Origin of the sequence: Actinotalea sp. JY-7885, from assembly GCF_014525465.1 — a bacterium.
Taxonomy (GTDB): domain Bacteria; phylum Actinomycetota; class Actinomycetes; order Actinomycetales; family Cellulomonadaceae; genus Actinotalea.
The window spans coordinates 1-11,814 of the sequence record NZ_JACEXH010000106.1 but is presented as its reverse complement, the minus strand read 5'-3'; the positions used below and the strand labels follow the sequence as shown (position 1 = coordinate 11,814).

Sequence of the window (11,814 nt, the reverse complement as noted above, 5' to 3'; positions counted from 1 at the left end):
GGGCTCCGCGGCCCGGCGCGCACCGGCGAGCACCTCGCCCACCGCCGGGGAGTCCGAGCGGCCGGCCCGCGAGAGCACCGCCTGCGCCCGCGCGAGCGCGGGGAGCGCGGCGGGGACGCCGTCGAGCGCCGAGGTCCGGCCCTTCTCGGCCCGCTTGATCTCGTCCCAGCGCGACGAGACCTCGGCCGCGTCGCGCACCACGGTGCCCGCGAAGACGTGGGGGTGGCGCCGGCGCAGCTTCGCGGCGACGCCGGCCGCGACGTCGTCGACGTCGAAGGGCTCGCTCGGGTGCTCGGACGCGATGCGCGCGTGGAAGACCACCTGGAGCAGCACGTCGCCGAGCTCCTCGCGCAGTGCCGCGCGGTCGTCCGTCTCGATCGCCTCGACGAGCTCGTGGACCTCCTCGACGGCGTACCGCGTGAGCGACCTGTGCGTCTGCTCGGCGTCCCACGGGCAGCCGCCGGGCGAACGCAGCCGGTCCATCACCGCGACGAGGTCGGCCAGGCCTGCGCCGCCCTCGCGGGCGTCCGGTCCGGCGCCGGTGGACGGCACGGTCACTCGGCCGCGGGCTCCGGGGTCTCGGCGACGAGCCACGGCTGCGCGAGCGGCACCACCTCGCCCGACTCGGGGTCGAACTCGCCGTACCGGGGGTTGACCTCGATGTCGAGCTCGCGGGCCGCCTCGTCGACCTCGGCGAGCGCCTCCTCGCCGCCCGGTGCCGCGGTGAGCGCGTTGATGGCCAGGATCATCCGGAAGACCTCGACGGTCGAGTCCGCGAGCTCGCGCTCCGCGCCCGGCCCGCCCGCCGCACTCTGGGCGACGACGCCGCGCGCCTGGTCGGCGGACACGCCGACGCCCTCGGCGGCGGCCGCGTCGATGTAGAGCGGCGCGACGGCCATGGTCGTGAGCAGGTCGCCCGCGGGCACCTCGCCGCTCAGGGCGGCGAGGTCGGCCTGCGCGGCCTCCAGCTCGGCGCGCGTGATCGTGCGCCCGTCGACGACGGCGGCCGCGGACGGGTCCCCCGCGCACCCGGACAGCAGCAGCGCGGCGGCGACACCCACGCCGACGACGGACGGTCGAACCCTCACCCGGACCTCCTGGAAGACGAGCCGGCCGCGGCTGCCCGCGCCGGTGTGCCCGCCCATGCTAGGTGACGAGGCACGCCGGTCAGCGCCGCCCGGTCGACGACGCACGCGGCGACGGCCCGGACGAGGAGGCGGACGCCACCTCGGCCGCGACCGGCACGCTGCCCTGCCAGACGGCGGCGACGAGGTCCCGTGCCCAGCCCAGCAGGGCGCGCCCGGCGAGCGGCGTGCCGCCGATGCGCGCCGTCGTCGGGAAGGGGACGAGCACCGTGCGGATCGCCGGCTTGAGGATCGTGCCCGGGTACAGCCGCTTGAGCCGCAGCTGCGCGGACTCGGGCAGCTCGACGGGCGCGAACCGGATGTACCGGCCCTGCGCCGTGACGTCGGTCAGCCCCACCTGGCGCGCGGTGTTGCGGAAGGCGGCGACCTCGAACAGGTTCTCGACCGCCTCGGGCACCGGTCCGTACCGGTCGACCAGCTCGGCGCGCACGGCCTCGAGCGCCTCCGGCGTCGTCGCGTCGGCCACCTTGCGGTAGGCCTCGAGCCGGAGCCGCTCGTGCTCGATGTACTCGTGCGGCACGTGCGCGTCGACCGGCAGCTCGAGCGTGACCTCGGGCGGACGCGTCTCCGTCTCGCCGCGGAACGCCGCCACCGCCTCGCCCACCATGCGCACGTAGAGGTCGAAGCCGACCCCGGCGATGTGCCCGGACTGCTCGCCCCCGAGCAGGTTGCCGGCGCCACGGATCTCGAGGTCCTTGAGCGCGATCTGCATGCCGGCGCCGAGGTCGGTGTTCGCGGCCATCGTGGCGAGGCGGTCGTGCGCCGTCTCGGTGAGCGGCCGCTCGGGCGGGTACATGAAGTAGGCGTAGGCCCGCTCGCGACCGCGCCCCACGCGCCCGCGGAGCTGGTGGAGCTGCGAGAGGCCCAGCAGGTCCGCGCGCTCCAGGATCAGGGTGTTGGCGTTGGAGATGTCGAGGCCCGTCTCCACGATCGTCGTGCAGACGAGGACGTCGAAGCGCTTCTCCCAGAAGTCGGCGATGACGCGCTCGAGCTGGTGCTCGCCCATCTTCCCGTGCGCCGTCGCGATGCGGGCCTCGGGCACGAGCTCGGCGAGGCGGGCCGCGGCCCGCTCGATCGACTCGACCTTGTTGTGGACGTAGAACACCTGGCCCTCGCGCAGCAGCTCGCGCCGGATGGCGGCGGTCACCTGCTTCTCGTCGTACGCGCCGACGAAGGTCAGGACCGGGTGGCGCTCCTCGGGCGGCGTCGCGAGCGTCGACATCTCGCGGATGCCGGTGACCGCCATCTCGAGCGTGCGCGGGATCGGCGTCGCGCTCATCGCGAGCACGTCGACGTTGGTCCGCAGCTGCTTGAGCGTCTCCTTGTGCTCGACGCCGAAGCGCTGCTCCTCGTCGATGATGACCAGGCCGAGGTCCTTGAACCGCACCTGCCCCGTGATGAGGCGGTGCGTCCCGATGACGACGTCGACGGTGCCGTCCGCGAGGCCCTCGACGACCTCCTTCGACTCCGCCTCCGACTGGAACCGCGACAGCGCCCGGACGGTCACCGGGAAGGGCGCGTAGCGCTCGCTGAACGTGTCGAGGTGCTGCTGCACGAGCAGCGTGGTGGGCACCAGGACGGCCACCTGCTTGCCGTCCTGGACGGCCTTGAAGGCCGCGCGGACCGCGATCTCCGTCTTGCCGTAGCCCACGTCGCCGCAGACCAGGCGGTCCATCGGGACCGTCTTCTCCATGTCCGCCTTGACCTCGTCGATCGTGACGAGCTGGTCGGGCGTCTCGACGAACGCGAAGGCGTCCTCGAGCTCGGCCTGCCACGGGGTGTCGGGACCGAAGGCGTGACCCTGCGTCGCCATCCGGGCCGAGTAGAGGCGGATCAGCTCGCTCGCGATCTCGCGGATCGCCTTGCGCGCGCGGCCCTTCGTCTTGGCCCAGTCGGAGCCGCCCATGCGGTTGAGCGTCGGCGACTCGCCACCGGTGTACTTGGTGACCTGGTCGAGCTGGTCGGTCGGGACGTACAGGCGGTCGCCCGGCTGGCCCTTCTTGGAGGCCGCGTACTCGATCACCAGGTACTCGCGCGTGCCGGCGGTCGGCCCGCTGCCCACGGTCCGCTTGACCAGCTCGACGAAGCGGCCGACGCCGTGCTGCTCGTGCACCACGTAGTCCCCCGCGCGCAGCGCGAGCGGGTCGACCGAGTTGCGCCGCCGCGACGGCATCGAGCGCATGTCCTTGGTGGAGGTGCCGGGACGCCCGGTGAGGTCCTCCTCGCTGAAGACGGCCAGGCGCAGGTCGGCCGCGACGAAGCCGCGTCCGGCGCGCGCCGGCACGACGACGACGACGCCCGGCTCCGGCTCGTCGCCGAGCTCGCCGACGAGGCGCGCGGGCACCTCGAAGGCCGAGAGCTGCTCGACCATGCGACTGGCCGGACCGTGGCCCTCGGTCGTCAGGACCAGGCGCCAGGCGTCGCGCTGGAGGTCACGCAGGTCGGCCACCGCGCGCGGGACGTCGCCGTGGTAGCCCTGCACGTCGCGTGCGCCGACGACGAGCGTCTCCGCGGCGTCGTCGTCCCCGGCCGTCGCCCCCTCGCCGGCGGCCTCGACGGCGTCGGCGTCCAGCGTGAACGGGCTCATCGTCCACCAGCCGAGGTCGCGCGAGAGCGCGAGGTCCCGCGTCTCGGCGTACGAGGCGAAGGACGCGGCGCGCAGGTCGATCGGGGTGCTGCCGCCCGCCGCGGCCGCCGTCCAGGCGGCGTCGAGGAACTCCTGGGTCGTCGCCATGAGGTCGTGCGCGCGGCGCCGGACGCGCTCCGGGTCCGCGACGACGACCAGCGCGCCGTCGGGCACGAGGTCGAGCATCGGCACCATGCGCTCGACCAGGACGGGCGCGAGCGACTCCATGCCCTCCACGGCGATGCCCTGGGCGAGCTTCTCGAGCATCTCGGCGGCGCCGGGCAGCTCCGCGACCAGCGCCGCGGCCCGCGCCCGGACGGGCTCGGTGAGCAGGATCTCGCGGCACGGCGGGGCCCACAGGCCCTCCGCGGCGACCTCGAGGCTGCGCTGGTCGGCCACCGCGAACCAGCGGATCTCCTCGACCGTGTCGCCCCACAGCTCGATGCGCAGGGGGTGGTCGTCCGTCGGCGGGAAGACGTCGAGGATGCCGCCGCGGACCGCGAACTCGCCGCGGCGCTCCACCATGTCGACGCGCGTGTAGGCGGCGCCGACGAGGCGGTTCGCGACGTCGTCGAGGTCGACCTGGTCCCCGGCGTGCAGCGAGACGGGCTCGAGGTCCCCCAGGCCCTCCACCACCGGCTGGAGCAGGGCGCGCACGGGGACGACGAGCGCCCGGACGGGACCGGACTGGCCCTCGCCCTGCGGGTGGGCCAGCCGGCGGAAGACCGAGAGCCGGCGCGCGACGGTGTCGCTGCGCGGCGAGAGCCGCTCGTGCGGGAGCGTCTCCCAGGCGGGCAGCACGGCGACGTCGTCGTCGGCCAGGTAGCACCGCAGCGCCGCCGCGAGGTCGTCGGCGTCGCGGCCGGTCGCCGTGACGACGACGACGGGTGGCGCCTGCGTCCCGGGGCGCGCCGAACCGACCGCGTCGGTGACGGCCGCCAGCAGCGGAGGGCGGGCTCCCGCGGGAGCCACGACGTCGAGCGCGCCGCGGCCCCGGTGGGCGCGTGCGGCCTCGACCGCCGCCGCGGCGGCGGGGTCACGCAGCAGGACGGGCAGGACTCCGGTGAGGTTCATGGGTCCCTTCGAGACACAGCACGGGCACAGCACGGGCACAGCACGACGACCCCGGATCCGTCCGGACCGGGGTGGTGCCTCCATTCTACGAGCGCCCTGCGACACGCGCCGGGCCGGTGGCGAGGCCGCCCGCCACCGCACGACGGCTCGCCTAGGATCGTGGCGATGACCGGCACGCAGGGAGCGCATCACGCCGCCGGCGCCGGCGGCGCGACAGGTGGAGGGATGCCCCTCGCGGGCCGCCTGCGGCGCGTGTCCCGGCACGCGCGCGTGCGCGAGCTGGCGCGTTTCGGCTCCGTGGGCGGTGCGGCGTACGTCGTCGACGTCACGGTCTTCAACCTGCTCCTCCTGGGCCCCGGGGAGCTGCTCGCCGACAAGCCGCTCACGGCGAAGGTCGTCGCCTCCCTCGTGGCGACGCTCGCGTCCTGGGTGGGCAACCGCTACTGGGCCTTCGCCGGAGGGCGCACCTCCCGACCCGTCCGCGAGCTCGTCCTCTTCCTGGGCGTCAACGGCCTCGGTGCCGCCGCGGCCGTGGCGACGCTCGCCGTGTCGCGGTACGTGCTGGGCCTGACCTCCCCGCTCGCCGACAACATCGCGGCGAACGTCGTGGGCGTCGCGCTCGGCACGGCGCTGCGGTACGTGTGCTACCGCTGGCTGGTGTTCACCGGGCCCGCGCACCCGGCCGACGCCGCCGGTCGTCCCGTCGCACGAGCCGCTCCAGACCCCACCAGGTGACGAGCCGCACGGCCTCGATCACGATCGCGCGGCTCATCTTGGACTCACCCTGCTCGCGCTCGACGAACGTGATCGGGACCTCGACCACGCGGTGACCGCCCGCCACGGCGCGGCGCAGCAGGTCGATCTGGAAGCAGTAGCCCTGGCTGGCGACCTCCTCCTGCACCAGGGCCGCCAGGACGTGCGCCCGGTACACGCGGTACCCGGACGTCACGTCGCGGACCCGCAGCCCCAGGACCGTGCGCGCGTACCCGCTGCCGACTCGGGACAGGAGCACGCGGTGCCACGGCCAGTGCACGATGCGCCCCCCCGGGACCCAGCGCGAGCCGAGCACGACGTCGACCGACGGGTCGGCGAGCGCGTCGAGCAGCGCCGGCAGCTGCTCGGGCAGGTGGGAGCCGTCGGCGTCCATCTCCACGACGGCGTCGTGGTCACGCGCCGCCGCCCAGGCGAAACCCGCCAGGTAGGCCGCACCGAGGCCGGCCTTCTGCGTCCGGTGCAGCACGTGGACGTGGTCGTCCCGCTCGGCCAGCGCGTCGGCGACGGCACCGGTGCCGTCGGGCGAGCCGTCGTCCACGACGAGCACGTGGGCAGCGGGCTCCTCGCGCCGGACCCGGCCGACGACGTCCTCGAGCGACCGCACCTCGTTGTAGGTCGGCACGACGACGAGCGGCCGCGCAGACCGCCCCGAGCTCACCATGCCAGGCGCCTCCTCCCGGGCGGTGCCCGACGCGAGCATCCTAGGAGGTCACGGTGCGACGCGGCCGCGGCCCGCACGGCCGCCGCCGATCGGGGGTGAAGTCTGGGCCGAACGGCTGACAGCACCCCCGCGGAGAAGTCCGTTATGTGAGGATGACGCCTGGGCGGGAGGCGGACGACCGGTGTGCCCAGCGGCGACCGCCGTCGGTCCGAGCGAGGAGCAGAGCGTGGAGCTGACCGATCACCTCAGCGCGATCCGCAAGCACTGGTGGATCACGGTGCTCACGCTGCTCGCGACCGTCGGCATCGCCGCCTACGTCAGCAGCCGCATGACGCCCGTCTACGAGAGCACGGTGACGTTCTTCGTCGCGGCCTCCACGGACACCGGGACGGCCCTGCAGGCGGACGAGTTCGCGCAGCGCCGCATCAACTCCTACGTCGGCGTGCTCAGCAGCGAGCTCCTCGCCCAGGAGGTCGCCGCGCAGCCGGACATCGACCTCACGCCCGCCGAGGTGACGTCGCGCGTGTCGGCGCTGGTGGACCCGGAGACGATCCTGCTCACCGCGACCGTGACGGACACCGAGACCGACCGCGCGCTGCGGATCGCCGAGGCGATCGCCACCGAGTTCGGCCCGCTGATCTCCCGCCTCGACAGCACGGATGCGGCGAGCGGGGCCAGCGTGTCGCTCACCGTGATCTCGGGGCCGACGCTGAACCCCGAGCCCATCTCGCCGCGGACGACGCTCAACATCGGCGTCGCGGCGCTCGCCGGGATCGCCCTCGGGCTGGCGCTGTCGATCGCCCGCCAGATGCTGGACCGCACCGTCCGCAGCCTCGACGACCTCAAGCGGGCGACCGGGCTGCCCACGCTCGCCACGATCGGCGCCGAAGGGCGCCGGCGCCGCGGTGGGGCCGGCGAGCTGCTCATCGTGGACGCGGAGCCGGGCTCGCCCCGGGCGGAGGCGTACCGCCAGCTGCGGACGAACCTGACGTTCAGCGCCGTGACGAAGCGGATGCAGGTCGTGGTGGTCACGTCCGCGGTCCCGGGCGACGGCAAGACGACGACCGCCTGCAACCTCGCGATCACGCTCGCCGAGGCCGGCAGGTCCGTCCTGCTGGTGGAGGCGGACATGCGCCGGCCCATGGTCGCGCAGCGGCTCGGGATCGAGGGCTCCGCCGGGCTGACCAACGTCCTGGCCGGTGCCGTGAAGGTCGACGACGTGCTGCAGCCCTGGGGCCAGCACGGCCTCCAGGTGCTCGCCGCCGGCACGCTGCCACCGAACCCGTCCGAGCTGCTCGGCAGCGACGCGATGCGGGAGCTGGTGACCGAGCTCCGCGGACGCTTCGAGACGATCGTCGTGGACACCCCTCCCGTGCTGCCGGTCACCGACGCGTCGGTCGTCGCGACCCACGCGGACATCGTCGTCCTCGTCGTCCGGTACGGCGGGACGACGCGCGAGCAGGCACGCGCCGCCGTGGAAGGGCTCGCCGCGGTCGGTGCACCGCTGGCGGGCACGATCCTCAACGGCGCGCCGAGCGCGGTGACCGCGGGAGGATACGGCGCCTCGGCGTACGCGACGACGGGGCGCGCGCCGCGCGCCCCGGGCGACGCGCAGGACCAGGAGGCTTCGCCGACGACCCGCGAGCAGACACCCGCGGACGGCCTGCCCTTGGCTCCGGGCACGCCAGTCTGGCGCCCAGCCCCGGCCGACGAGGACCCGGGGGCCGAACGCCGCACGGCCGGTGAGGCGGCCCCGGAACGGTCCGTCCGCGCCGACCGCTGAGATGCTGCTCGCACTCTGGGCGGGTGGGTGCGCGGCGCTCGCCTGGGCGACGCGCCGCCGACCGGTCGTGACCCTCGTCGCGATCCTCGGCCTGTGGGTGGGCATCCCCGCCGCAGCCGGCCACCTCGTCACCGGGCACGAGACGGGCCCGCTCGGCATGCACCCGGCCGCCTGGCTGGTCGTCGCCATGCTCGTCGCGCAGGCCATGCACGCGCCCCGGCGCCTCTCCCAGGTGGCCGGCGAGCACGTCCTGCTCGTGCTTACCCTCGGCCTCGTGACGGCGGTCGCGGCCTTCACCACCGTGCAGGCCGGCTCGGGTGGCCTCGCCCTCCTGCTCGACGTCGTCGTGGCCCCGCTCGCGCTCTTCCTCCTCGTGCTGGCGGTCGTCGACGGGGACGCGGGGCGCCTGACCCAGGTGCGGACGGCGCTGCTCGCGCTGGGCGGCGCGGCCGCCGCGCTCGCCGTCGTGCAGTGGTTCGCGGGGAGCATCCTGCTGTACCAGAGCTCGCACGAGACCCGGTGGTGGTTCCGGCGCGAGGGCTTCGACCGCTGGATGGCCACGTTCGACCACCCGCTGACGCTCTCCATGTTCCTGTGCGTGACCGCGCCGCTCATCGTGGGACTGCGGCGCACGTCGCTCCAGCTGGCCCTCGTCACGCTCTTCGCCGCCGGCGTCGCGATCACCCAGTCACGCTCGGGCGTCGTCGTCATCGCGGTCGTGGCCGTGTGGGTGGTGCTGCGTTCCCCGGCGCCGGCGCACGCCCGGCTGCTCGGGCTGTGCGCCCTCGCCGGGGGCGCCGCGGCGCTGCTGTCCACGAGCCTCGTCGAGGGCGTCGGGGAACGCTTCGCGGACGACACGGGATCCACCGGCGCCCGCACCGACGCCCTGAGCTTCTTCGGCCGGACGTGGCGGGAGTACGCGGTCGTCGGCCACGGCCTGACGTCGAGCTACCGGATCGCGTCGCAGGGTGGCCTCGCCACGAGCCTCGAGAACTCGTTCCTCATGTACGCGGTCGACATCGGGACCGTCTTCGCCGTCCTGTACTTCGGTGCCCAGGCCGTGCTCGTGGTCCGGGCCTGGACGCGTGGGGACCGCCTCCCGGGGGCGCGCCAGGGAGCGCTGATCGCGTTCCTCCTGCCGCTCACCTACAGCGCCCTCGCGTCGCGGTCCGCGGTCGGCATGATCCTGTGGGTGGCGCTGGCGCTCGGGGTGGCCAGCACCCGGCCCGGCACCGGGCCGGCGGCCGGTCAGGGAGCGGTGCCCGTGCCGCTGTCGCGGCGGACCTCGATGGCTGTGCCGTCGTCCGCGTAGACGTTCCCGCTGGTGATGACCGTCAGGTCGGGCGTGGTGAGCACCGTGAACCAGTTGTTCTTCCCCGCCATGGGCGTGTTGCGCATGTCCCGGGCGAACGTGTTGTTGGTGACCTCACCGAAGTTCATCGGACCGGTCTTCTGGGACGTCACCAGCTTGATCGGGATGTGCGCCCCGTCCACCCAGTTCCCGTCGATCCGAGAATTCGTCACCGCATTGACGTTCGGCGTCAGGATCACACCGAATCCACCCTGCGGGTATGCGTAGTTCTGCGTCCCGGCCGTCGTGGACCGCCACACCGACAGCGTGTTCCCGAGGATCTGGATGTTGGAGCCACCCTGGATCTGGATCGCGTCGTTGTGCGTCTGGTTGTCCGAGTGGTTCGGGTCCGGCGAGAAGTAGGCCAGGTCGTGGACGTAGCTCGACTCGACCCGCACGTTCGCCGCCGTGCCGTGGATGTTGTAGATGCCGAACCCGTCGACCACGTTCCAGGTGTTCACGCGCCGCGCGGTGTAGTCGTGACCGAGCATCCCGTTGATCCAGTACGACGGGAAGTCGGGGACCAGCGTGACGTCCTCGACCACCAGGTTCTTGACGCGCGCGTCGTTGGCGTTGATCAGACCGGTGTCGAAGGACCCCGGACCGCTGCCACGCACGCGCGTGTTGCGGATGGTCACGTCGGCGGCCTTCACGGTCACGAAGCCGTACACGTCCAGGTTCTCCAGCACCGTGCCGGGCTGCGTCACCACGATGTCCCCACGATGGGTCTGGAGCCGCGAGCCCGCCCTCACGCCCGTGCTCGACGCGTCCGGCTTCACCACGTCCGGGGCCGGCGCCGTCACGAGGGGGGCCGGCGCGAGCGCGTACGCCGACGGGACCTGGCTGCTCGACGCCGCGGCGGCGGGCATGTCGAGCGCGCCCGGAACCGGCGCCCCCGTCAGGGTGACGGCCGCGAAGGGCGCCGCGTCCGCGGGCGCGAGGACATCGCCGGCCGAGGGCGTGGCCGCCGGGACGGCCACGGTGGCGCGAGCCGCGACGGTGGGCGTCGGGGCGACCTCCGCGGCGGCCGTCGGTGTGGCGACCAGCACGCCGGCCAGGGCGAGCGCCACCATCGCGCGACGGCCGGAGGGCGCGCGTGCGCCGCGCCGGGCCGAGCGGGACGGTCGAGGCTCAAGCACAGGAGGTGCTCCGTCGATTCGGTAGCCTGGCGGACCGCGGGGGTTCCATGGCTTTGCGCCCCTGCCTCGCGACAGGTTTGCCATTCTCGTGGACCACCGGATCGTACGTGGGCCATTTCCGCCGGTCCAGCACGTCGAGGTGGCGTCACCCGCACGGATCAGCCCGGTCCGGGTTATTCGGACATTACGACGGAATATCTCGGGACCGTCCGCGAATGGCTCGCCCGCGCAGTTTCCGGGTCATGCACCGGGCACCGGGCGCCACCGCCACGTGCAGGACCGCCGCCCCGCCGCGCCGCGCGGTCGCACGGCGGAGCCGTCACGGGTCGTACCGGATGCCGAGGTCGCGCCCGAGCGCGAGCGGTCCGGCCCCGTCCGCCCAGACGTTCCCCGTGAGCGACGAGTCGAACGTGACGCCCTCGCGCACCCGGATGACGTACCGGGAGCCACGTCCGTGGTCGAACTGGTTCCGCCCGAAACGGTTCCCGGTGAGCGTGCCGAAGTGCATGCGCTCGTAGCCACCGCGCGAGACCGAGACCGAGGCGTAGCCCCCGTCGAACCAGTTCTTCGTCACCGTGGCACCGGTCACCGGCGCGACCGTCGGCGTCACCATGAGGCCGGCGCCCCGGTTGCGGGCGTCGTAGCTCTGGTCGCCCACGGCGGTCGACATGAACGACTCGAGGCTGTTGCCCGTGATGCGGATCGCCGAACCGCCCTGGATCTGGATGCAGTCGTTGTGGCTCGGCCCGCCGTCCTGCTGCGGGTCGCGGGCGAAGTAGCTGAGGTCGTGGCACCAGCTGCTCTCGATCACCACGTCGACGGGTCCCCCGCCGTTGCCGGTGTCGAAGATGCCGAAGCCGTCCACGACGTGGTGCACGTCCACGCGCCGGGCGGTGTAGTCGTGCCCGAGGATGCCCGTGATCCACGGCGACGGCTGCTTGGGCACGAGGGTGGTGTCCTCGATGACGGCGCCGCGGCAGGCCGCGTCGAGGCAGCTCACCAGACCGGTGCTGTAGGAGCCGGTCCCGCTCCCCCGGACCACGGAGTTGCGGATCGTGACGTCGGCCGCGCGGATCGAGACGAAGCCGTGGATGTCCTTGCCGTCGATGACGGTCCCGGGCTCGGTGATCACCAGGTCCCCGTCGTGCCGCGTGAGCGGCGTGCCGTCGGGCACACCGGTGGTGGCCGCCGTCGGCTCCACGGCGCCCACGGCGGGCGGGGGCGCCGGGCTCGGCGCCGGCGTCGGCGTCGGCGTCGGCGC

The 11,814-nt window shown here is 74.0% G+C and carries 9 protein-coding genes and 1 riboswitch; of the genes, 3 read left to right on the top strand and 6 right to left on the bottom strand.

Annotated features, from left to right (window positions below; translation table 11 throughout):
• From IDM29_RS10780 to mfd, 3 genes are all read right to left on the bottom strand, one after another.
• A partial coding sequence (locus tag IDM29_RS10780) for a MazG family protein (RefSeq protein ID WP_309232718.1) occupies window positions 1–552 on the bottom strand: 552 nt, incomplete at its 3' end.
• 2 nt (window positions 553–554) lie between these two features.
• On the bottom strand, window positions 555–1,145 hold the full coding sequence (locus IDM29_RS10775; protein ID WP_188037516.1) for a hypothetical protein: 591 nt from the start codon (window positions 1,143–1,145) through the stop codon (window positions 555–557).
• Between the two features lie 22 nt (window positions 1,146–1,167).
• Window positions 1,168–4,845 carry a transcription-repair coupling factor gene (mfd, locus tag IDM29_RS10770; protein WP_182113265.1) on the bottom strand — a complete coding sequence of 1,226 codons (3,678 nt, stop codon included), beginning with the start codon at window positions 4,843–4,845 and terminating at the stop codon, window positions 1,168–1,170.
• A 225-nt stretch (window positions 4,846–5,070) separates the two neighbouring features.
• Here mfd and IDM29_RS10765 point away from each other — a divergent pair, with 225 nt between their 5' ends.
• A complete protein-coding gene (locus tag IDM29_RS10765) occupies window positions 5,071–5,580 on the top strand; it encodes a GtrA family protein (RefSeq protein WP_182114038.1) in 510 nt (169 codons plus the stop codon).
• On the opposite strand, the gene IDM29_RS10760 is transcribed toward IDM29_RS10765, so the two are convergent.
• Complete coding sequence (locus IDM29_RS10760) at window positions 5,507–6,280, bottom strand: polyprenol monophosphomannose synthase (RefSeq protein WP_182113264.1); 774 nt, start codon at window positions 6,278–6,280, stop codon at window positions 5,507–5,509. The genes IDM29_RS10765 and IDM29_RS10760 overlap by 74 nt on opposite strands.
• Window positions 6,281–6,506: 226 nt before the next feature.
• Between IDM29_RS10760 and IDM29_RS10755 the strand changes: the two genes are divergently transcribed.
• Both IDM29_RS10755 and IDM29_RS10750 read left to right on the top strand, forming a co-directional pair.
• Window positions 6,507–8,063, top strand: a complete 1,557-nt coding sequence (locus IDM29_RS10755) for a polysaccharide biosynthesis tyrosine autokinase (RefSeq protein WP_182113263.1) — start codon at window positions 6,507–6,509, stop codon at window positions 8,061–8,063.
• A gap of 1 nt (window position 8,064) precedes the next feature.
• Window positions 8,065–9,375, top strand: a complete 1,311-nt coding sequence (locus IDM29_RS10750) for a hypothetical protein (protein WP_182113262.1) — start codon at window positions 8,065–8,067, stop codon at window positions 9,373–9,375.
• On the opposite strand, the gene IDM29_RS10745 is transcribed toward IDM29_RS10750, so the two are convergent.
• Together IDM29_RS10745 and IDM29_RS10740 are read right to left on the bottom strand one after the other, a co-directional pair.
• Window positions 9,312–10,487 carry a hypothetical protein gene (locus tag IDM29_RS10745; protein ID WP_182113261.1) on the bottom strand — a complete coding sequence of 392 codons (1,176 nt, stop codon included), beginning with the start codon at window positions 10,485–10,487 and terminating at the stop codon, window positions 9,312–9,314. The genes IDM29_RS10750 and IDM29_RS10745 overlap by 64 nt on opposite strands.
• Before the next feature lie 83 nt (window positions 10,488–10,570).
• A riboswitch (cyclic di-GMP riboswitch) is annotated at window positions 10,571–10,645 on the bottom strand.
• A gap of 227 nt (window positions 10,646–10,872) precedes the next feature.
• A partial coding sequence (locus tag IDM29_RS10740) for a hypothetical protein (protein WP_223148210.1) occupies window positions 10,873–11,814 on the bottom strand: 942 nt, incomplete at its 5' end.

Excerpts from the sequence above, each read along its gene's own strand:
- IDM29_RS10750 (WP_182113262.1), top strand. The coding sequence starts at position 8,065 with ATGCTGCTCGCACTCTGGGCGGGTGGGTGCGCGGCGCTCGCCTGGGCG.
- IDM29_RS10765 (WP_182114038.1), top strand. The coding sequence starts at position 5,071 with ATGCCCCTCGCGGGCCGCCTGCGGCGCGTGTCCCGGCACGCGCGCGTG.
- IDM29_RS10760 (WP_182113264.1), bottom strand. The coding sequence starts at position 6,280 with ATGGTGAGCTCGGGGCGGTCTGCGCGGCCGCTCGTCGTCGTGCCGACC.
- IDM29_RS10745 (WP_182113261.1), bottom strand. The coding sequence starts at position 10,487 with ATGGTGGCGCTCGCCCTGGCCGGCGTGCTGGTCGCCACACCGACGGCC.
- IDM29_RS10775 (WP_188037516.1), bottom strand. The coding sequence starts at position 1,145 with ATGGGCGGGCACACCGGCGCGGGCAGCCGCGGCCGGCTCGTCTTCCAG.
- mfd (WP_182113265.1), bottom strand. The coding sequence starts at position 4,845 with ATGAACCTCACCGGAGTCCTGCCCGTCCTGCTGCGTGACCCCGCCGCC.